The sequence below is a fragment of the Geopsychrobacter electrodiphilus DSM 16401 genome (genome assembly GCF_000384395.1).
Lineage (GTDB): Bacteria > Desulfobacterota > Desulfuromonadia > Desulfuromonadales > Geopsychrobacteraceae > Geopsychrobacter > Geopsychrobacter electrodiphilus.
In genome coordinates this window covers 2046583-2066109 of sequence record NZ_ARWE01000001.1, presented here as the reverse complement: position 1 = coordinate 2066109, position 19527 = coordinate 2046583, and the positions used below count along the sequence as shown (strand labels likewise).

At 49.8% G+C, this 19527-nt stretch carries 19 protein-coding genes and 1 riboswitch; of the genes, 7 read left to right on the top strand and 12 right to left on the bottom strand.

Features of this window, described 5'->3' with window-relative positions:
• Window positions 1-115 precede the first annotated feature (115 nt).
• From xrtA to prsR, 4 genes are read left to right on the top strand one after another with little or no spacing between them, the layout of a single operon-like run.
• A complete protein-coding gene (gene xrtA / locus D888_RS0109780) occupies window positions 116-922 on the top strand; it encodes an exosortase A (RefSeq protein WP_245555006.1) in 807 nt (268 codons plus the stop codon).
• Complete coding sequence (locus D888_RS0109775) at window positions 919-1557, top strand: exosortase C-terminal domain/associated protein EpsI (RefSeq protein WP_020676369.1); 639 nt, start codon at window positions 919-921, stop codon at window positions 1555-1557. The genes xrtA and D888_RS0109775 overlap by 4 nt, the downstream gene beginning before the upstream one ends.
• A gap of 6 nt (window positions 1558-1563) precedes the next feature.
• Window positions 1564-3663: an XrtA/PEP-CTERM system histidine kinase PrsK gene (prsK, locus tag D888_RS21280; RefSeq protein ID WP_020676368.1), complete on the top strand. Its 2100-nt coding sequence runs from the start codon at window positions 1564-1566 to the stop codon at window positions 3661-3663.
• Window positions 3660-5075 carry a PEP-CTERM-box response regulator transcription factor gene (gene prsR, locus D888_RS0109765; protein ID WP_020676367.1) on the top strand — a complete coding sequence of 472 codons (1416 nt, stop codon included), beginning with the start codon at window positions 3660-3662 and terminating at the stop codon, window positions 5073-5075. The genes prsK and prsR overlap by 4 nt, the downstream gene beginning before the upstream one ends.
• Before the next feature lie 78 nt (window positions 5076-5153).
• Here prsR and D888_RS0109760 read toward each other — a convergent pair whose 3' ends face one another.
• The 3 genes from D888_RS0109760 to D888_RS0109750 form a co-directional block, all read right to left on the bottom strand.
• Window positions 5154-5525, bottom strand: coding sequence for a PilZ domain-containing protein (locus tag D888_RS0109760; RefSeq protein WP_020676366.1), 372 nt, complete (start codon window positions 5523-5525; stop codon window positions 5154-5156).
• Between the two features lie 388 nt (window positions 5526-5913).
• Complete coding sequence (locus tag D888_RS0109755) at window positions 5914-6756, bottom strand: hypothetical protein (protein ID WP_020676365.1); 843 nt, start codon at window positions 6754-6756, stop codon at window positions 5914-5916.
• Window positions 6757-6931: 175 nt separating this feature from the next.
• Window positions 6932-7013: riboswitch (cyclic di-GMP riboswitch) on the bottom strand.
• Window positions 7014-7393: 380 nt separating this feature from the next.
• Window positions 7394-7723 carry a cytochrome c3 family protein gene (locus D888_RS0109750; protein ID WP_020676364.1) on the bottom strand — a complete coding sequence of 110 codons (330 nt, stop codon included), beginning with the start codon at window positions 7721-7723 and terminating at the stop codon, window positions 7394-7396.
• A 275-nt stretch (window positions 7724-7998) separates the two neighbouring features.
• Here D888_RS0109750 and D888_RS0109745 point away from each other — a divergent pair, with 275 nt between their 5' ends.
• Window positions 7999-8934 carry a helix-turn-helix transcriptional regulator gene (locus tag D888_RS0109745; RefSeq protein ID WP_020676363.1) on the top strand — a complete coding sequence of 312 codons (936 nt, stop codon included), beginning with the start codon at window positions 7999-8001 and terminating at the stop codon, window positions 8932-8934.
• A 2-nt stretch (window positions 8935-8936) separates the two neighbouring features.
• On the opposite strand, the gene D888_RS0109740 is transcribed toward D888_RS0109745, so the two are convergent.
• From D888_RS0109740 to D888_RS0109700, 9 genes are all read right to left on the bottom strand, one after another.
• The gene (locus tag D888_RS0109740; RefSeq protein ID WP_020676362.1) at window positions 8937-9635 is read right to left on the bottom strand and encodes a sulfite exporter TauE/SafE family protein; all 699 of its coding nucleotides are present in this window, start codon (window positions 9633-9635) and stop codon (window positions 8937-8939) included.
• An 89-nt stretch (window positions 9636-9724) separates the two neighbouring features.
• Window positions 9725-9874 (bottom strand): cbb3-type cytochrome oxidase assembly protein, encoded by a 150-nt coding sequence (locus D888_RS0109735; RefSeq protein WP_020676361.1) that lies wholly within the window; start codon window positions 9872-9874, stop codon window positions 9725-9727.
• Window positions 9871-12261, bottom strand: a complete 2391-nt coding sequence (locus D888_RS0109730) for a heavy metal translocating P-type ATPase (RefSeq protein WP_020676360.1) — start codon at window positions 12259-12261, stop codon at window positions 9871-9873. Before D888_RS0109730 ends, D888_RS0109735 begins: the two co-directional genes overlap by 4 nt.
• Window position 12262: 1 nt before the next feature.
• Window positions 12263-12721, bottom strand: a complete 459-nt coding sequence (locus tag D888_RS0109725) for a FixH family protein (protein ID WP_020676359.1) — start codon at window positions 12719-12721, stop codon at window positions 12263-12265.
• A gap of 1 nt (window position 12722) precedes the next feature.
• Window positions 12723-14021, bottom strand: a complete 1299-nt coding sequence (locus D888_RS23100; RefSeq protein ID WP_020676358.1) for a 4Fe-4S dicluster domain-containing protein — start codon at window positions 14019-14021, stop codon at window positions 12723-12725.
• Window positions 14018-14230: a cbb3-type cytochrome c oxidase N-terminal domain-containing protein gene (locus D888_RS0109715; protein WP_020676357.1), complete on the bottom strand. Its 213-nt coding sequence runs from the start codon at window positions 14228-14230 to the stop codon at window positions 14018-14020. Before D888_RS0109715 ends, D888_RS23100 begins: the two co-directional genes overlap by 4 nt.
• A 43-nt stretch (window positions 14231-14273) precedes the next feature.
• A complete protein-coding gene (locus D888_RS23635; protein ID WP_020676356.1) occupies window positions 14274-14414 on the bottom strand; it encodes a CcoQ/FixQ family Cbb3-type cytochrome c oxidase assembly chaperone in 141 nt (46 codons plus the stop codon).
• A gap of 2 nt (window positions 14415-14416) precedes the next feature.
• A complete protein-coding gene (locus tag D888_RS0109705) occupies window positions 14417-15283 on the bottom strand; it encodes a cbb3-type cytochrome c oxidase subunit II (RefSeq protein WP_020676355.1) in 867 nt (288 codons plus the stop codon).
• Between the two features lie 3 nt (window positions 15284-15286).
• Complete coding sequence (locus D888_RS0109700) at window positions 15287-16702, bottom strand: cbb3-type cytochrome c oxidase subunit I (RefSeq protein WP_020676354.1); 1416 nt, start codon at window positions 16700-16702, stop codon at window positions 15287-15289.
• A 235-nt stretch (window positions 16703-16937) separates the two neighbouring features.
• Between D888_RS0109700 and D888_RS0109695 the strand changes: the two genes are divergently transcribed.
• Window positions 16938-18440, top strand: coding sequence for a sensor histidine kinase (locus D888_RS0109695; protein ID WP_020676353.1), 1503 nt, complete (start codon window positions 16938-16940; stop codon window positions 18438-18440).
• Between the two features lie 85 nt (window positions 18441-18525).
• A complete protein-coding gene (locus tag D888_RS0109690) occupies window positions 18526-19494 on the top strand; it encodes a polyprenyl synthetase family protein (RefSeq protein WP_020676352.1) in 969 nt (322 codons plus the stop codon).
• Window positions 19495-19527: the final 33 nt, after the last annotated feature.

The window sequence follows — 19527 nt, the reverse complement described above, 5'->3', positions numbered from 1 at the left end:
TTTAAGTCTCTTCCAGTGCAGGGGCACTCTGCTCCTGAATTCACGCAGATTGAACAGCCGTTTTTATTGAGGGGAAACTGTAATTGTTATGATTTCGCCATTATCAAAACAGCAAATGAGTCTATTTCTCATTCTTATCTTTTGCATTGCGGGGATTTATTCTGGTATCTTTGAGAAGCTTTTTTTTGATTGGTTGAATGATCCCAATTATTCCCACGGTTTGTTGGTCCCGTTTATTTCCGGTTACTTTGTCTGGCAACAACGGCATAAGCTGGAGCAGCTGCCGCCGAAACCGGCCAACAGTGGACTGTTCCTGATTCTGTTCTCATTGCTGGTTCTCTTTGCCGGGCTGGCGGCGCAGGAATTTTTTACCAAGCGCGCGTCGTTCGTGTTGCTGCTGGCAGGAATTGTCCTGTTTCTGTTCGGCTGGCAGTGGTTAAAACAATTGACCCTGCCGCTCGGCTTTCTCTTCTTCATGATTCCGCTCCCCTATATTGTTTACGACGCCATGGCGTTTCCCCTGAAGTTATTTGTCGCCAAATTTTCGGTCATTGCCTTAAAATTAATGGGGGTTGTGGTGGTGCGCGAAGGGAACATTATCATGTTCCCGCAGACCGTTCTTGAAGTGGCTGACGCCTGCAGCGGGTTGAGATCTTTGATGTCGCTGCTGGCTCTGGGAGTGGCTCTAGCTATAGTTTCACAACCTAAAATTTCACGCCGGATCCTTCTGGTTCTCCTGACTATTCCCATTGCGATTTCGACCAATATGATTCGGGTCATAGTGACGGGGTTGCTCGCCCAGCATTTTGGTGCTGCCGCAGCCGAGGGCTTTTTTCACGAATTTGCCGGGATGGCCGTGTTTGTTCTGGCGATGGTGTTATTGTTTGCCGCCAGTGGCTTGATAAGAAAGGTCTGGTCATGAATGCCATCAAAGCCTGGCGTTTTTATCTGCTGTTTGTGATTCTTGGCCTGGCTTTTGTCTATGTGCAGACTCGCACTGAAGTGGCGGTGCCGACGGGGAAACCGTTTAATCTTTTCCCGCTGCGAGTCGCAAACTGGGTCATGACCGGGGAATCGCACTTTTCTGGGCAGGTACTTGAGGTCTTAAGGCCGTCTGACTATCTGTCCCGCAACTACCAAAACTCACGTGGTGAGCAACTCGGCTTTTATCTCGGGTTCCATGACGGGGGGCCCGATAGTGGACCGATCCATTCGCCCAAGCAGTGTCTGCCGGGCAGTGGCTGGAATCGTCTGCATGATGAGGTCCGTTCTGTTCTGATTAACGGGCATAAAGTCCCTTATGTCAGCGCGGTCTATCAGAAAGATCAACAGAAACAGTTGTTTTTGTACTGGTTTCAGGAGGGCGATGAGGTGCTGACCAATGAATATGCGCTGAAGTTTGTGATGATCAAAAATTCTATCCTGAGGAACCGGCGGGATTCAGCATTTATCCGTTTGTCTCTGATGATTCATCAGGATGAAGCAAAGGCTCTGGCGACGGGTGAAGAGTTTATGCGTGATTTTGTACCAATTATAAACACATTTTTGCCAATTTGATCTGTGATGCTTATTTCTTCTCTCACGGTCATTTCCCTAATAGCGACCTTCTTATTTGGTCTTTTTCTGGCCCTGAAATTTCGTATCGCTGAACTTCTCCCCCCGCTGGTACTGCTCGCTCTGTACGCTACACTCCAGGCATTGGAATCGAATATTCTTCTTCACCCTGAGAACCTGGGTTTAAAGATCTTTGTTGTTCGGCTTGAAGGTTGTCTCCCTCTGGCCGCATTTTTTTATTCGGGTAATTTCTGTCGTCCGTCAGGGTTGAAAAATTTATCTCGGGCTTCTCGCTGGCTGTTACCGCTCGCTCTTTTATTTGCATTCTGGAGCTTCTGGCTGAATCCCGCAGGGCTTTTCTTTTCTCCCGATTTTGGTGAGGAGAAGCTTCTATTTTTGACCAGTACCGGTTTCTGGTTTTACCTCATCTTATCCTGCCTGTTGATTCTACCGATGGTGCAGTTGGAACGTACCCTCTCGGCTTTAAACCAGCATGAGCGCTGGCGCGTCAAATTCGAAATTATTGCCATCTGTGTTTTGTTAGGTACCCTGGTCGTCTATTTCAGCCAGACCCTGTTGTATCGCTCGTTGGACATGAGGCTGCAGGACGCGCGGGCCTTTGCTCTGTTGTTAACAATCTGTCTGTTGTTCTACTCACGAGTCTATCGCAGTCGTGGTGAGGTAATTTGTATATCGCGAAACGCAGCATATCGTTCAATGATATTGTTGGCGCTTGGTGTCTATCTCCTTGGGCTAGGGATGCTTGGCGAAGGCATGGAATATATGGAACTTCGCGCACATCGCAGCCTGATGCTGGCCGTTGCGATGATTTGTACTGTGGTGGTTTCACTCCTGTCTCTTTCAGAAAGCGTGCGTCGTCGGGTCAGGGTTGTGCTGCATAAAAATTTTTTCCAGAGTAAATATGATTATCGGGACCAGTGGCTGGCTTTTACTAATAGGGTTTCTACCGCAGGCTCACTGTCCGGGTTGCAACAGGCAATTCTGGTTTTTTTCTGTGAAACCTTTGGCACTAAGGGTGGTTCCATTTATCTGCGGCACCCGGAAGAGAACTTTTTTTCAAGCGTAGCCTACTATGAGTTTCAGCGGGACTGGCGTAGCTATTTAGTATCAGATCCGATGCTGGCTGAACTTGAGGGAAGAGACTGGATTGTTAATCTGACAGAAGTTAATAGTGGGCTTGAGAGCCCGCTTCTCGAAACAATGAGCGCTGCCGGGGCATCGTTTATCATTCCACTGCGTTTTGATAATAAGTTGTCGGGATTTATCGTGCTGGCCGGACAGATTAATCAGAACGAACAACTGAGCTACGAAGATTATGATTTGATGCGCATGCTAGCACGGCAATCTATTGCGACCTTGCAGGGGATCAGTTTGGCTGAGCAGTTAACGACGGTGCGTGAACTGGCAGCTATTGGTAAGGTGTCAACGTTTGTCCTGCATGATCTAAAAAACCAGGTATCAGGACTATCGTTGATGCTGGATAACGCGCGTAACTATATTGATGACCCTGAATTCCAACAAGACATGCTCGAGACGGTTGATCAGACCGTTCAAAACATGAAGACTTTGATCTCCCGCCTTAAAAATATTAAGGAAAAGCCTCAACTGATTACTACCCCGGTGGATGTGCAAAAAATCATTACTGATGCCGTTGTCACAAGTGGTTGTAAAGTTCAAATTGACGGCACGCCGACCTTGATTGATGCGGATGACGAAGAAATTTATAAAGTGATTTTAAATCTTCTCGTCAATGCCCGCGAGGCTTCTGCGAATCTGGCCGAGGTTAAAATCGAATATGGAAGAGAGAATTCCTGGGGGTTTGTGAGGGTCACGGACAAAGGGTGCGGGATGAACGCTGATTTTATTAAAAATCGGCTGTTCAAACCTTTTGCAACAACCAAGAAGAATGGCTTAGGTATCGGTTTATATCAATGTCGCCAGATTGTGGAAGCGCATGGTGGGCGGATAGAAGTATTGAGTCAACCCGATGAAGGGAGCAGTTTTACGCTACACTTGCCTCTGGCGCCAGATCTGCGTGGAGATGACCGGCGACAAAATGTGGATGTGACACTCAGGAGTGGGATGTGAAAAATTTACTGATTGTTGATGACAGTTCGGAAATTCGCAAGCAACTTAAATGGGGGTTGGGCAAGGATTATCGAATCCTTCTGGCGGAGTCGGTCGACGAAGCCCTTAAACTGTTTGATGAGCACAGCCCGCAGGTTGTTACCCTGGACCTGGGATTACCCCCGGAGGTCGATAACGCTACCGAAGGGTTGCGCTGTTTGCAGGCTATTTTACAAAAGCAACCCAGTTGCAAAGTGATTATCCTTTCTGGGAACGAAGACCACGCTAACGCTCTGGAGGCGATCAACCTTGGGGCTTACGATTTTTATCATAAGCCCATCGACCTCGCTGAGCTCAAGATCATCCTGGTGCGCGCTTTTCAGCTTGCTGAGCTTGAAGAAGAGAACCGTGCCCTGCAGTTGCGGGTGCGGAACAGCGGTAAGGGGCACTCGGGGATTTTCGGGAACTGCCCCCAGATGCAGAAGGTTTTCGCTACGATCAAAAAAGTTGCCTCAATCGACGTCCCGGTCCTGATCCTGGGTGAAAGCGGGACCGGAAAGGAGATGGTCGCCCAGGCAATTCATCAGGGCGGCCTGCGCAAGACAGGGAACTTTATCGCCATCAACTGTGGGGCAATTCCTGAAAGTCTCCTTGAGTCGGAATTGTTCGGCCATGAAAAGGGCTCGTTCACCGGTGCCCAGGCTATGGTCCAGGGTAAGGTGGAATATGCTGATTCCGGGACATTGTTTTTGGACGAGATTGGCGAGATGCCAGCTTTGCTTCAGGTGAAGTTGTTGCGCTTTTTACAGGAAAAGAGGATTCAGCGGGTTGGTGGACGCGAAGATATCAGCGTTGATGCCCGGATTATAGCCGCAACAAATATCGATATTATGGAGTCGATTCAACAGGGGCAGTTTCGTGAAGACCTCTATTATCGCATCGGTGTTATCAGTCTTGAATTGCCTCCCCTGCGCGAACGCGGTGAGGATATCCGGTTGCTGGCCAATGTTTTTTTGAGTCGCTTCGGTCAGGAATTTGGCAAGAAAACCCGTGGGTTCAGCCAGGCGGCACTCTCGTGGCTGCAAGATTATCACTGGCCGGGAAATGTGCGTGAGTTGGAGAATAAAATAAAACGCGCGGTGGTGATGGCGGAAACCTCGATCATTGAACCCTGGGATCTGGGATTCGTGCCTCAACCGGAACCAGGAGATGAAGATGTCGTAGAAGCTGAAATATGCCCTGCTACGGGTCAGCTAAATCTCAAAGGCCTGACCCTGAAGGATGCTCGTTCGAGGATTGAATATGACCTGCTGAGCTATGCATTAGAACAGGCTCAAGGAAACATTCAAAAAGCCGCAGAGCAATTGTCTGTCAGTCGTCCAACCCTATATGACCTTTTAAAAAAACATGGTTTGCACAACTATTCTGTGTAGCTTTTAGCGAGAAACTGATTTCTCTTTTGGCAGGGCCTGATCCATCCCCGTTGCTGGCGTGACTGGAAGCACAGGTGCTTAGGTTGTGGGCAAGGCCTGTTCTGAGCAGGTGTTAATAAAGCGTTCAATCAGAGCATTCTGCTCAGAATCAAGAGTCTCAAAACGGAAACTTCCCCTTCTCAGTGGTACTGTGCTTTTGGTTAAGCTCTGATCTGAAATTGGCTTGACCGGGAGGCCCTCAACAATCAATTCCGTTTCGTGGTAGAGGTTGACTTTATAAGCCTTGGATTGCTTTAAACGAGGCCCCAGATAACGATAAGCCAAGCCGCCTTTGCTGACGTCAACGATGTGAAAAGGAAGGCTATCGAGGCCCTGGTTGATAAGAACAAGTGCTCGTTGAACGACCTTATGGCGCGGGTATTTTCTGACTTTCGATGTGTCGTGACTCATAGTATTTATTGAACTCCTCTCTCATTTTCTAAAAAATTTCCAAGAGGGTAACCCTGTAAATATTATCAAACAAGTCATAATTGAAATGCAAGCCTCGATCCTAAAATGCCTGTGTTTAGCTATAAAAAGTGTTAACCTTTGTATAATAAATATTTTACTGTGTTTACAGGTATATAGGTCGTCTTTTTTGTCCGAGGTAAATTGCAAATTCCTATTTTTGATGACGAAAAGACCAGAGTTTTACTGTCGATAAATTTAACACTCAGGACAACAGAAGGAAAAAAAATATTGAGCCGCAATTCCGGCTTATGAATCGCAATCCTGGCCCTGACCCTGTCTCTTATGGTGAAACTCAATATCTCCGGCGGTTTGATCGTTAAAGACCTTTTTAATTTAACACCGTAGTAAAGCTGTAGGTCAGACTCGTGTATTTCAGGCCTGGGTTCGTCTGGTCATTGGCAACCACTTTCCAGTAGTAGGTTGTTGCAGGTTTCAGGTCGAGGGCAACATGATAATTGCTGGTTCCCACATCGACAACAACCGTATTTGTACTGTTGGTCCCTGAAATTGACTGACCGCCCGCAGAGCCACCGCCACCACACCCTGTCAGCGTAAATCCTAGTGCCAAGGTCATAACTCCAGTAGCAATAGCTGTTCTACGCCAATCGGTGTTGAAAAGTATGATACCGATCAGTAGTACCAGAGAACAGAACAATATCGGCTGAAGTGGGATGCTTTTCGCCCCTGTTCTTATGGAAGGGGGAAGTAATGATAACTGGGGATCAGTCCCATAGTAGAGCGTATATGTGACATTGTAGGCTGCCGGAGCAGTTTCCCAGTTGAAGGTTTCTGTCTGAGATTGTTCTGCCGCGCTACCATTTATCGGAGCAATTAATGGTGGTATCCATCCACTGGCAACAATGTTGGAATAGGTGCTTTCGTACCCCGCGGCATCGTATGCCGTGACGGCAAAGTAGTAGATCTGGTTGTCTGGCACGCTGATTGAAAAATTGGTACTGTTCTCCACATTAATAGGTGAACTTCCCTGTGTGGCCTCGTTCCCGGTTAGTGGCAAGGTCGGTGCGTTGGCCTGGTAATACAGTTTATAACCAACGACATCAGACCCTGGACTAGGGTCCCAGGCGAGGGCGATGTTCTGGGCGCATGCCGTATTTGCCAGAATAAATAGCAGACCGGCTACAATTAAGGGGATGTATTTTTGTTTCATCATATTTTAATTTCTTCTGTTTTCCTAGCGGGACAGCCCGTGTCCGGCAAGATTGAGTTTATATAACTGCACTAGTTTCCCATGTGTCAGTCCAAACGAAAAAACGCTCATCTCGTTACCGGAGATGAGCGTTCAGAGCTTGCGTAGTGTGAGTGGTTGAAGCTTGAATATCACTCTCTTCGGCAACTCGGCTACCCTGATTAGTTACTGGGCCCGTGGCTTTGCGTCACCAGATCTCTCTGGTTTTGCCCTTATCGGAGATTTATTTTTTTGGTGTGTGCCTGTGTTTCCCTTTGTTTAATTATCTTTTTATGCGATTTGATATATTCCAACCCCGGTGAATCTAATTCAATAAAAGACTTACGGTCAACTAAAAAAGAGCTCAAATATTATTGATGGGTCAGACTTCTTGCCGGGTCATCGTCAATGTACGTACGCGAGGATTGCGATGTCCCCTGGAAAAGGGCCCACCGCCTGTGGCTGGTAAGGATATAAAGAAGATGGCGTGCGACAGGACAAGGAGCAGGAAAAGATCAAAATAAAACAAACCCCGCATTTGAAAATGCGGGGTTTGTCAGTTGTCTGGGGCGGCCTGAATCAGACCGCCTTTTTAGTTGCGTCGAAGCCGTGTGGAGTTATCTCAGCTCTTTGGGCCTGAGTGGCAAGCTTTGCATTTGGTTGGGCCATTTTGTTCTTTATGGCAACCTTTACATTTTTTGTGGAACGCATCTTTTGCCTTCGGTGCTTCAGGCTTAACTCCGTGGCAACTACGACAAGCAGTCCCCGCCCCTTTGTGGTGGCAGGTGGTGCAGTCTGCAACACGTTTTTGGTGCTCTGCATGGTGGAAAGTAATTTCGCCCATGGAGGCAGGGATTTTAATTTCAGCGGGACCTTTGTCTTCGGCGACGACAACCATTGCGGCTGCAGACACCATGGCAAGAGCAACAATCAAAATCAGTAATTTTTTCATTTCAATCTCCCTTTAATTTAACAGTTAGGTAAAACGGGCTTCGAAACCGCTCAGGGGCCAGACTGCCACAAGTAAAAATGAAAGTCATCAGACATCGGGATGAATGTCGCCTGATGTCGATATCCAAACAAGTAAATACAGACACTTATAGTGCTTAATGTCTAATTGGTTTTTGACTGTTGAGTACAATATTAACTACCGTTTGTCAAGGTATCCTGTTTCTGCTAGACTCCCCGGATTGCGATGAATAGATGGTTTGCTTCTGGAGGGTTTAAATGAAGACTTTTTCCTCGCCCTCGGTTTCGATAGATGGTGAAGCGATCCGCCGGATCCGCGAAGATGGAAAACTGACCCAGTTTTATGTTGCCAAGGTGGTGGGCGTTACAACTGATACTGTTTCGCGCTGGGAAAATAATCGTTACCCTACGATGCGTCGGGATAACGCGCTTAAGCTTGCGGAGGCGCTCGAGGTTGATCTCGAGGCGATCTTGAAAACCGAAAACAGCGAACCCCTCGAATTCACCCAAGAAGAGATAGTACTTCCTAAGAAAAGTCATCTTAATCGCTACGTTGCTGGTGCGATTCTTTTGGTTGGGATCTTAATCGTTGCCGTCGTTCTGAACCACAGAATATCTGTTCCGCCGAATCTGCTGAGTGGTCATCGGCATATCCCGAATTATACCGCGCCTGGTGCCCGAGTTCCCATCCATCTTGAAATTTCATCAAAGAAAAAACTCAAAGGGTTGATTATAAGAGAAGAATTTCCTCCGGGATGGAATCTGGTTGAAGCCGATCCGCCGCCGGCAAGTGTCGATAATTTGAACGGCAATGTCCGTTGGATGATTCGCAGTCCTGCCCAAGTTATTAAGGTTGTATATATCCTTCAACCCCCTTTAAAAATTGCATTTAACAGCGAAATTCGTTTGAGTGGTGTCGTGGTTGCCAATCCCGAAGGGCAGGGTTTTTCTTATGCGATCCCTTCCAAAGGTAGTTTGAAGATTGCTCCCCTGCATTGGGCTGACACCAATGGGAATTCAGTTATTGATGATCTTGAGATACTCGATGTCAATGATATGGTCGATGCCTCAAATCAGATTCATTATGACTGGGATCTGATTGAAGAAATGTGGGACGCGGGAGGGTACAAATATGACAAGAAAAAACATGTTTTTGTCCCGGTTAAAGTAACTCCCCATGCGATTGCAAAATAATTTTATCCTGCGTGCATACTGCCAGCCAGCATGAACATGTGGATATGACGATAAAAATTATATGATCCCATCAGAGCGACCAGGGCTCCTGCTACCCTGAACATCCAAATTCTTTTTGATTGTCCCATCAGGTGAACGGCACTCCCGATAAAAAACAGGGCCGGCATGGTTCCCAAGCCGAAGGCCAGCATGATGCCTGCTGCTTTGAACATATCAGCGCTCTGGGCCGCGGTCAGGATCATTGCATAGAGAAAACCGCAGGGTAAAAAACCAAAGAGAATGCCGAGGGGCAAAGCTGAGACTGCTGCCGGCAGCTTGCGTAATTTACGTGCCGCTTTGGTCATACTGTGAATGGGACCGGCAAACTCGAAGTGTGACAGGTTGAGCCAGGAGAAGAGCCCCGCGGTGCCAAGCCCTGCAAGAATCACCAGCAGGTCGCTGCCAAGGAGCAGATAACGGGTAATTCCATGAAGAGCCTGTTTGTAGACCAGGGCTGATCCAACCCAGCCAACGGCAAGGCCGATTGAGGTGTAAGTGATTGTTCGTCCCAGATTGTAAAACAGGTGGAATACCATGCCGGCGGGGCGGCCATCTGTTGATAATCCGAGAGCGCTAACCAGCCCCCCGCACATGCCAATACAGTGACCAGAGCCAAACAGGGCTGTCATAAAGGCAAGGGTATACAGCGGATCAAAGTTCATGACAGACCTTCCTGGCCAAGTCCTGAAAATCTGTGAAATTTTGGAATAAATCATCGCCAGGATCAGGCATTTCATACCCCTGGCATTGGTCAATCATCATCATCATCGTCAAGCATGCGGTATTTGGCGGCTTCGATGTCATCAAATTCCCCCTTTTTAACGGCGTAGATAAAGAAGAGCCACACCCCGGTGCCAATACAGAAGGATAGGAACATCAACAGCAGAATAGTCTTCATCATGGCGGCAGGATCCTTTTTAAGCGCAGCGAATTGAGGAGGACTCCGATCGAACTGCAAGCCATGGCGGCAGCACCATAGACGGGTAATAATCTGCCACTCGCAGCCAGGGGGATGGCCACCAGGTTATAGCTGAAGGCCCAGAACAAATTCTGGCGAATGATTGACATGGTTTTTTGTGCAGTCTTTAGTGCCCAGGGCAGCAGCATCAGGTCCGGGCGTGTCAGCAGCAGCCCGGCCTGCTCCATGGCGATATCGCTGCTGCCGACGATTGAACAGCTGACCGTGGCTGCTGCTAGGGCCGGCGCATCGTTGATCCCGTCGCCTGTCATCAGAACTTTGTTTCCCATTTTTTTCAGGCGCTCAATCTCCCTGGTTTTTAATTCAGGAGTCAAAGGTGCCGACCATTGGTCTATGAGGAGTTTGTCCGCGAGTTCTTTGACGCAGCCTGGTCGATCTCCAGAAAGGAGCAGACTGGTATAACCACGGCTGCGCAATAAGGTCAAGGCCTCACCTGCTTCGCTTCGCTCAATGTCCCGCAGGGACAGCACCCCGAGGTAACAACCGTTCAGGGCAAAATGAACTTCACTTATGGTGAGATCTCCCTGCGTATCCGGGATTGAAATGCCATGAGATCTCAGGAAATCAGCGCTTCCTCCCAGCAGTTTTCCGCCATCTGCAATTAGACCCTTTCCCGGAATTTGCTGAACGTTCTGTAGCGATATGCTGTCGACTTGCTGGCGTTGAGCTTCATTAAGGATTCCCCGGGCTAACGGGTGGCGACTTGCCGAGACCAGTTGTGCGGCATAACGCAATAATTCATCCTGATTATTGACCGCTTTGACACCAACAACCTGCGGGTGACCTGCTGTCAGCGTTCCGGTTTTATCGAAAGCGAGGAGGTTGAGTCCGGCCGCCGCTTCCAGTACGTCCCCACCACGAAACAGGACTCCTTCTTCAGCCGCTCGCCCCGTGGCGACCATAACTGCCGTCGGGGTTGCCAGCCCCAGCGCGCAGGGACAGGCGACAACCAGAACCGTAATGGCGTGAAGCAGGGCGTTGTGATCGGCTCCCCAATAAAAATAGGTCAGGATTGCGATGGTCAGCACCAGCGGAATGAAGATCCCGGAAATACGATCAGCCAGCTTTTGAATCGGGGCATTGCGTGTTTGTGCCTCTTCGACCATGCGCCCGATCCGTGCAATAAATGAATCGGCTGCCTTGGTCACGACTTTTATCGTCAACATTCCGTTCAGGTTTTGGGTTCCGGCCCTTACCTGTTCTCCCGCCTGTTTGAATACCGGTATGGATTCACCGCTGACGGCCGCTTCGTCAACTTCAGAACTCCCGGAAATAATCAAACCGTCGATGGGAAAACGGTCTCCCGGTGAAACTTGAATCAGATCACCCGGTTCGAGCAAGCGACTTTCGATCGGCAGGCTTTGCCCATCAATCAGGCGATTGGCGATGGGGGGGGAGAGGTGCAGAAGACGATCCAGACCGGCCGAGGCCTGATGTCTGGCGCCGCTCTCGAAAAGTCGTCCGGCCAGGATCAGGGTGACGATCATCGCGGCCGAATCAAAATAGACCTCACGCCCGGTTGTCAACGCAAACAGGCTATAAAAATAAGCCGTAAGTGAGCCGATAGCGACCAGCAGATCCATATTCGGCGAATGGTTACGCAGAGAAAACCAGGCGCCACGCAGAAAAGGGTAGCCGGAATAGAATACGACCGGTGTTGTAACCAGAGCTGCCAGAGTTTGCAACAGGAGGCGAGTTTGTGGGTCGATTCCCTTGAAGTAGCCTGCGTAGAGGGCGATGGAGAAGCCCATCAATTGCATCGAGAGAAAGACGGCGGTGCCAAATCGGAGCAGCAGGCTGCGACGTTCGCTCTCCATTGAGGTGCGGAGCTCATCCTTGGAGTAGGGGCGCGGCTGGTAGCCTATTTGAGATAATTTCCAGCAGAGGTGCGAGACGTCAGTTACCCCGGAATCAAAACGCAGCAGCAGCCGATGCGTTGCGAAGTTGACCCTGGCCATTAAAACGCCAGGCAGCTGCCGCATGTATCTTTCAATCAGCCAGATGCAGCTGGCGCAGTGAATACCATCGATAATCAGACTGATTTCGGCTCCGGTGGAGCTCTCGGTAACAAAGTTTTGCAGGTATACAGGATCAAAAGGAGTAACGTTTATCTTTTTTAAAGGGTCGTGCTTAAGCTCTTTGCGCGAGTAGAAACTGTCCAGCCCGGCGCCGCGAATTATAAGCCATGCGCCACGGCAACCCTGGCAGCAAAACAAAAACGTCTGATCTGCGCTGGTTTCTGTCACCAGATCCAACGGTGAAATCGGCAGGCCACAGTGGACGCAGTATTGACGTTCAGTGGCCGGCATCTCAGATGTTTACCAGTAATTGACGACTGATACGTACGCCCTGTTGTTCAAACACTATCCGTGCCTGTAGATTGCCCTTGATTTCATCGGGAAGCTTGAGCAGGTAGAGGCCTGGTTCCGGTTCGGTAGTTTGCAGGTGCACCACTCGGTCCTCTTGGCTGAGGAACAGGGTTAATTCTCCGCTGGCATGGCTTATCGAATGACCGTCCTTGTCGGAGAGGCTGAACCTCAGGTTATTATTGTTTATTTCAGTCGTAAGTTTCCAGCCACGGCTTGCTGCGGCGCGTTCTTCGATACGGGTGTTGTTATATTTAAGCCCCTTACTGTAATAGTTGATATCGGAAATCTGGCTGCCTCTGGTCGCCGCCTGTCGTGCCGACCAGGCCGAGAAGAGTAAAAAGGAGCCGAGCAGAAGGAAAATCAACAGAACGTAAGGACTTATTCGCTTTAAGGTGACCATGTTACCTGCTTTGTCTGGGGGTGATTAAGGCGTCAGTTTCCGCCAATTTGCTTCCATCTTTGGCGATGAGTCTAAAGCTAACCCGACTCTCCTCTCCGGTGAAAGGGGTGAGCAATACAAAATCGACCTTTTGATTCTGTCCACCATCCACGATGATGCCATGGGTCGGCCCTTTCAAGACTAATTTTTGACCGTTACCTTGATCTTCGGCCGACAAATGATATTCGGCTTTAGTGGTGGTCCGATTATTGATCCAGGCGTTAAAGAAGCTGACCTGGTCCCCATCCTTAAGGCGACGACTAGCGACCTGGTGAGATAGCGCGACCTTGAGGGTTGCTTCAGGGCGAAGCTTTATTGCGCAAACGAGTAAGATGGACAGTGCCATGAACCCGGAGGCTAACAAGAGAGTCCGCGGGTTGAAAATGGCACGCGGGCCTTCACCATTGATACCGAAATAATAGCCGATCAGACCAGGTTCTTTGCGCTTGTTCATCACCCGGCGACAGGCATCCAGACAGCGTCCGCAGTTGATGCATTCAATCTGGTACCCGCGACGGATATCGATCTCCATCGGACAAGCCCGCACACAGGCGCCACATTTGATACAGCGTGGGGCTTCCGTCGCAGGGAGATGCAGCACGAGGGTGCTGGTGTCAACCAGCACGGTTTGAAAGCGACCGTAGGGGCAGAAATCGCGACAGATAATGCGACGCAGAAAGGCCAGGTCGAAATAGACGGTTGCCGTGATAACTATCAGGGTACCGAGGGCCACCGGGTGCAGCTGGCCGTGGAATAGCTGTCTGAAAAATCGCTCTGGCTCAATGAAATACCAGAGCAGATTGCTGGCGACTAACAACCCCACCATTAGGAAAAAAATGTGGAGCAGAGCTTTGCGCCAGACAGCGCCAGCCAGACGAAAGCCACTGACCTTCAGTTTCAATTTCCGCGCGGCCCATTCAGCAAGGTCACTCAAAGTGGTTTGCGGGCAGGCCCATCCGCACCAGACGCGGCCAAAAATCAGGGTGGTTAATAAGAAGAAGAGAGCCAGCGCGAGGCTGAATAAAAGCAGCAGGTAGAGTTCTTCGATTCTTAAGGTCGCACCGAACAGGTGCAGGCTTAAGGTTGTGAAGTCGACCCGCAACAGGCTAACCGAGTCGACATGCGCCCAGGGGAGCAGAAGAATCAGCAGACTTATAAGCCACTGAAAGCTGCGTCGATACGGGCCGAGAAGGCGATTATTCCCTGTTTTAGCCTGTAAATTAAAGGGGGGAGGAATGCTCCCCCCTTTAGGTGAACTCACTTGCTGGAACTTTGATTCTGATGAATTTTCATCTTTTGAGCAAATTCCTGGTGAGAACTCCAACCACTCAGCAGGAAATAAGCCATGAAGATGACCCCCCAGACGATCAAGCCGTAAAAAAGGATATTAAAGTAGATCGGCGGGGCTTGTTTGCGGTCCTCAACGATGCCGTCTGCGTGTTCGTCCGTATGTTGATCGATACTGTTCATAAGTACCATCCTTGTCAAAGAAAAGCGCTGTGGGTTGCCCCGATCAATCGTCATCCAGCATGTGATACTTGGCGGTTTCGTTCTTGTCCCGATTTTTGCGGCTGTAGGTCCGCACAACGATCACCACAAAGATAACGATGAACAGAGAGGTCACGCCAAGGTACAGAATTGAGGCCAGGTCCATAATCAATCATCCTCGTAGTGTTTGACGAAGTTGACCATCTGCCAGACTTTGTCTGAACCCATGCTGCCGAAAGAGGGCATCCCGCCAGTTTCGATACCGTTATAAATAATATTGAATAATTCCGCTTCGGTTTTTTTTGTGTGAATCAGAGATGGCCCGATTCCGCCTTCGCGATGCTCGCCATGACAGGGAGCACAGGTGTTCTCGAACATTTTTTCCCAGGGTTCTATCTGCTCGTGTGAGGCGCCGGCATAGGGATTTTTCAATTCACCGACAATGGTCGCTTGAGCGGCCTTGCGCCAGGGGATATCGCTCCCCAGTTTCTGCAGATAGGCGACAAGGGCATCCATCTCATTTTTATCAGCCAAGTCGGAAAGCTGTGCGGCCGAGTAAGGGAAGTGAAGAACCTTCATCTTGCGTTCGATCATCTGAGGATCGAGAGGGTTCGCCTTCAGCCAGCCATAATCCGGCATGTTTGAGCCGGTGATCATTGCGCGCGGTGATTCCAGGTGCTTGTAATGCCAGGAGTCGGGATATTTTCCACCCAGACGTGCTAAATCCGGACCCGTGCGTTTTGAGCCCCACAGGAAGGGGCGGTCGTACACGAACTCGCCCGATTTGGAATATTCACCATAACGCAGCACCTCACTGACCAGCGGGCGAACGGTTTGAGTATGACAATTGTTGCAGCCTTCGCGAATGTAGATGTCGCGCCCTTCCTGCTGCAGCGGGGTGTAGGGTTTGACACTGGCAATTCGGTCAGCTTCGGTATTAACCGACAGGAATGGGACGATCATTGTTACGGTGGTGCCGATCATGATGACGACAGTCGCCAGAATCAAAAACAGGATAGGTCTCTTCTCCCACATGACTTAGGCCCTCCCTGCTGCGGTGGTGGCAACGGAGACGGTCTTCTCACCGCTCTGGAAAGATTTAAACAGGTTGTAGATAAAGACCAGGAGCCCACTGAGGAAGATGAGCCCGCCAAAGGTTCGTGCCCACCAAAAGGGGTACATTTGCACCATGGTATCCATAAAGGTGTAGGTCAGGCTGCCATCTGGATTCATGGCGTTCCACATCCCGGCCTGCATCACCCCGGCGACCCAGAGTGAGATTGTCCAGACCAACTGTCCGATCAAAACCAACCAGAAGTGCAGGTTTGCCAGAGGGATACTATAGATCTCTTTGCCGTAGATACGCGGAACCATATAGTAAATGGAGGCGAAACTGATCATCGAGACCCAACCCATGGTGCCCATGTGGATATGGGCAGGCACCCAGTCGGTGTAATGGATAAACGCCGAGAAGGAACGGATCGCCTGCATTGGTCCCTGCAGGGTTTGCAGTCCGTAAAAGGTAATGCCGAGGATCAGAAATTTGACAATGTAGTTCTCGCGCATCTGGTGCCACTGTCCTTTCATCGACATGTAGCCGTTGATGACCGAGCCCCAGGAGGGGGCGATCAACATCACCGAAAAGGCCATCGCCAACGTCTGGATCCAGTCGGGCACCGGGGTCCAGAGTAGATGGTGGGCTCCGGTCCAGAGGTACATGAAGATCAGTGACCAGAAGGCGACGATCGAAAGCTTATGGCTGTAGATCGGCACCCCGGTTGTTTTTGGCAGGAAATAGTAGAACATCGCCAGCGGCGGGGCGGTCAAGGCCATTGCCACCGCATTGTGCCCGAACCACCAGTGTACATTGGCATCATTGGTCCCGGCATAGGCCGAGTAGGATTTAAACAGTGAAACCGGGACTTCGGCGGCATCAACCGTATAAAGGATCGCCACGCCGATGATTGACGCCATTATGTACCAGAGCGAGATATACATCTGCTCTTCCTGACGCTTGATAATCGTCATAATAATGTTAATGGCAAAGACCACCCAGAGGACGATGACCATCAGGTCGATCGGCCACTCCATCTCGTGATATTCCTTGGACGTCGTGTAGCCAAGGAGTAGAGTGACCGCCGAGGCGAGGATGGTGATATTAAAAAACCACAGCTGGAACCTGGCCAGTTTGTCGCTCCAGATCCTGACCTTGCACAGTCGTTGGGTGATATAAATGAACATGGCGAAGATGGTGCCGACCCCCCAGCCGTAAATACCGGCATTGGTATGAATCGGGCGTAGACGACCGAAGGTGAAATAGGGAGGGAAGTTCAGTTCAGGATTGGTCATTTGAAACGAAACCGTGACACCAACCAGGACTGCAACCAGCCCCCAGAGAACGCTCCAGTGTATAAAACTCCTGACAATGTCTGTGTTGTATTCCGGTTTCTCCATATGGCCTCCTGTTATTGTCTCCCCGAATCAGGGATAATTTATATTTGAGAGAGTCTAAGTTAAAGTGGGGCAATGTCAATTTAAGAGACAGGTAATGATTACTTGAAGGGTGATGATTCTAGGAGGCATCAACGAAACTGTCAAATAAAAAATACTCTTATCTATGCATGCGGCAAATCCGGGAATAATAAAAGATGTGTGAAACAGAGGAACAAATAAGGTACCCTCACCACATATGAGCCTTGCGAAAAAATTATTCTTATACACGGGGGCAGTGCTGCTGACCTTGTTGCTGGTAACCTTTGGTCTTTTGGAGAAGCGACAGGCTGTCCTCTGGCAACAACATCTACAGGCTCAACATCTGGCTGCGGCCAGGTTTTCAACCCCCGAGATTCTCAAGCATTTTCGGGGAGATTTCACCCAGCTATCGCCATTGCAGCAAGGGGAAATGGTTCAGCGACTCGGGTTCAGTCATGATTTAATACGTTTTTCACTCCATTCAGTCACCGGTCGTGAACTCTTCAGCTCTGCTATTTTCCCTGGATTTTCAAAGCAGGACCTGCCGACAGATTCGATCTTTGAGAGCGATAGTAGTGACCTGAGCTACAGGATACTCGCCGATCAGCAGGGGCGCCGAGTGCTCGATGTGGTAGTGCCAGCTTTCAGCCCGGCCGGATCCCGATTACTTAATGTACGTTTTTATTACTCTTTCAGGACCGTTGATCAGCGATTACAAGAAATCCATCAGGCGTTTTTGAGAATTGCGCTCGGTGCGGCCCTTGTCTCATTGTTGCTCGCGGCTTTGGTTGCCAGGCGTTTGACCCGTCCCATCCAGCAACTGACAGAGGGTGCCCGGGCTATCGCTCGTGGAGAACTTGAAATACGCCTGCCTTTGCGTGGTTCCGATGAGCTCACCGCTTTAGCCGGAGCTTTCAATGATATGGCCAGCAGTCTTGGGGCAAGCCGTGAAGAGTTGACCCATCGCAATGAGCAGTTGACCCATGCCAACGAAGAACTTCATAGAATCTATGATCGCCTGGCCAGGGCGGAACGTTTGGCTGCGGTAGGGCAGGTTGCGGCAGGCGTCTCTCATGAAATTGACAATCCCGTCGGGATTATTCTTGGCTATGCACAACTCCTGCTTGAAGATCTGGACCCTGCGGACAAACGTCGTGACGATGTCAGGGCAATTGTGGATGAATGTCTGCGCTGTAAAAGAATTACCGGCGGTCTTCTCAGCCTCTCTCGTACCGGAGCCCGGCAATGGGAACCGATCAATTTAACAGAATTGATTGAAGGGACCTGGGCGTCACTCCAGCCACAAAAACTGTTTCGCAGAATTCTCTTCAGTATGCAGCTTGACCCTCTGGTGCCCGGACTGATCGGCGACCCAGATCGGTTGCGACAGGTCCTGGTTAATCTGCTATTAAACGCGGTTCAGGCGCTTGATGAATCGGGAAAGATTCATGTCGAGTTGAAAAGGACAAAAGCCGGGGCAGAGATCAGTGTCGATGATGATGGCCCGGGCATCCCAGAGGAACAACGTGGGACCATTTTTGATCCCTTTTTCTCAACCAAAGAGAAAGGGAAGGGGACCGGCCTGGGTCTGGCGATCTGTCGTAAGTTGATCGAAGAACATGGCGGTAGTATCGAAGCCCTTGAATCTCCCCTTGGGGGAGCACGTATTCTAATCTATCTACCATGTGATATTGATGAAAATGCCTCTCAACTGTCATGAAAAAGTCTTTGACATCGGGGCATACGGTTTTTAGAATGCGGCAGAAACTTTTCCCACACCTAAAAGAGATGGATATATAACCTAAATGGAGCGAGTTTCGGCCCTGATACAGGGAGACATGCTGGCCGTTGAGGCACGATTCCGTAAGAATCTGGCGTCTGATGTACCATTGATTGGTCAGGTGGGAGAGTACCTGCTTTCCAGTGGTGGCAAGAGAATCCGTCCGATGTTGTTGCTGCTGGCAGCAAAGTTGTGTGATTACACAGGGGACTATCATATTGAGCTCGCAGGTGTAATCGAGTTCATTCACAGCGCGACATTATTGCATGATGATGTCGTCGATGGCGCCGAGCTGCGGCGCGGCAACCGCTCGGCCAATGCTGTTTGGGGGAACGAGGCCTCAGTTCTGGTTGGGGATTTCCTCTTTGCCAAGTCTTTTTCGGTTATGGTTGGCTGCAAGAGTTTGAAAATCCTGCAACTGCTCTCCGACACTACGACTCAGATGGCCGAAGGCGAGGTGCAGCAGTTATTGAATACGGCTGACCTTGAGGTCAATGAAAAGCGATATCTCGAGGTTATCCGCGATAAAACGGCTATCCTTATTGCCGCCGCCTGTCAGGTAGGCGCTGTGCTTGCGGAGGCGTCTCCCGAACGGGAAGATGCCTTGCGTGAGTTCGGCTTTGAAATTGGGATAGCTTTTCAGTTGATGGACGATGCTCTCGACTACGTTGCCGATCAAAAAGAGTTTGGCAAGACGCGTGGACATGACCTTGAAGAAGGGAAGATGACGCTGCCGCTGATCAGGACCTATGCGCTTGTTGATGAGGCCGAACGGGCTGAAATCAAGCGGGTCATTGAACTCGACGACCTGTCAGATCGCGACCTCGAGCGCGTTTGTGAATTGATCGAAGCGCATAATGGCATTGAATATACCCGCATGCGGGCTGTTGAAAGAATACAGCTTGCAAAATCACATCTTGAAATTTTCCCGCAGAGTGAGGTGCGCGACGCACTTTTTGACCTCGCAGACTATGTCGTGGCACGCAGTAAATAAGGCGGGTATCTTTAGCACCTCAAATAAAGGCCG

Bases quoted from the DNA above. Each gene is read 5' to 3' on its own strand.
- D888_RS0109745 (WP_020676363.1), top strand. From the start codon at position 7,999: ATGAAGACTTTTTCCTCGCCCTCGGTTTCGATAGATGGTGAAGCGATC.
- D888_RS0109740 (WP_020676362.1), bottom strand. From the start codon at position 9,635: ATGAACTTTGATCCGCTGTATACCCTTGCCTTTATGACAGCCCTGTTT.
- D888_RS0109760 (WP_020676366.1), bottom strand. From the start codon at position 5,525: ATGAGTCACGACACATCGAAAGTCAGAAAATACCCGCGCCATAAGGTC.
- D888_RS0109700 (WP_020676354.1), bottom strand. From the start codon at position 16,702: ATGGAGAAACCGGAATACAACACAGACATTGTCAGGAGTTTTATACAC.
- D888_RS23635 (WP_020676356.1), bottom strand. From the start codon at position 14,414: ATGGACCTGGCCTCAATTCTGTACCTTGGCGTGACCTCTCTGTTCATC.
- D888_RS0109690 (WP_020676352.1), top strand. From the start codon at position 18,526: ATGGAGCGAGTTTCGGCCCTGATACAGGGAGACATGCTGGCCGTTGAG.
- D888_RS0109705 (WP_020676355.1), bottom strand. From the start codon at position 15,283: ATGTGGGAGAAGAGACCTATCCTGTTTTTGATTCTGGCGACTGTCGTC.
- D888_RS0109730 (WP_020676360.1), bottom strand. From the start codon at position 12,261: ATGCCGGCCACTGAACGTCAATACTGCGTCCACTGTGGCCTGCCGATT.
- prsK (WP_020676368.1), top strand. From the start codon at position 1,564: ATGCTTATTTCTTCTCTCACGGTCATTTCCCTAATAGCGACCTTCTTA.
- D888_RS0109755 (WP_020676365.1), bottom strand. From the start codon at position 6,756: ATGATGAAACAAAAATACATCCCCTTAATTGTAGCCGGTCTGCTATTT.
- D888_RS0109695 (WP_020676353.1), top strand. From the start codon at position 16,938: ATGAGCCTTGCGAAAAAATTATTCTTATACACGGGGGCAGTGCTGCTG.
- D888_RS0109775 (WP_020676369.1), top strand. From the start codon at position 919: ATGAATGCCATCAAAGCCTGGCGTTTTTATCTGCTGTTTGTGATTCTT.
- D888_RS0109725 (WP_020676359.1), bottom strand. From the start codon at position 12,721: ATGGTCACCTTAAAGCGAATAAGTCCTTACGTTCTGTTGATTTTCCTT.
- xrtA (WP_245555006.1), top strand. From the start codon at position 116: ATGAGTCTATTTCTCATTCTTATCTTTTGCATTGCGGGGATTTATTCT.
- D888_RS0109735 (WP_020676361.1), bottom strand. From the start codon at position 9,874: ATGATGAAGACTATTCTGCTGTTGATGTTCCTATCCTTCTGTATTGGC.
- D888_RS0109750 (WP_020676364.1), bottom strand. From the start codon at position 7,723: ATGAAAAAATTACTGATTTTGATTGTTGCTCTTGCCATGGTGTCTGCA.
- D888_RS0109715 (WP_020676357.1), bottom strand. From the start codon at position 14,230: ATGAACAGTATCGATCAACATACGGACGAACACGCAGACGGCATCGTT.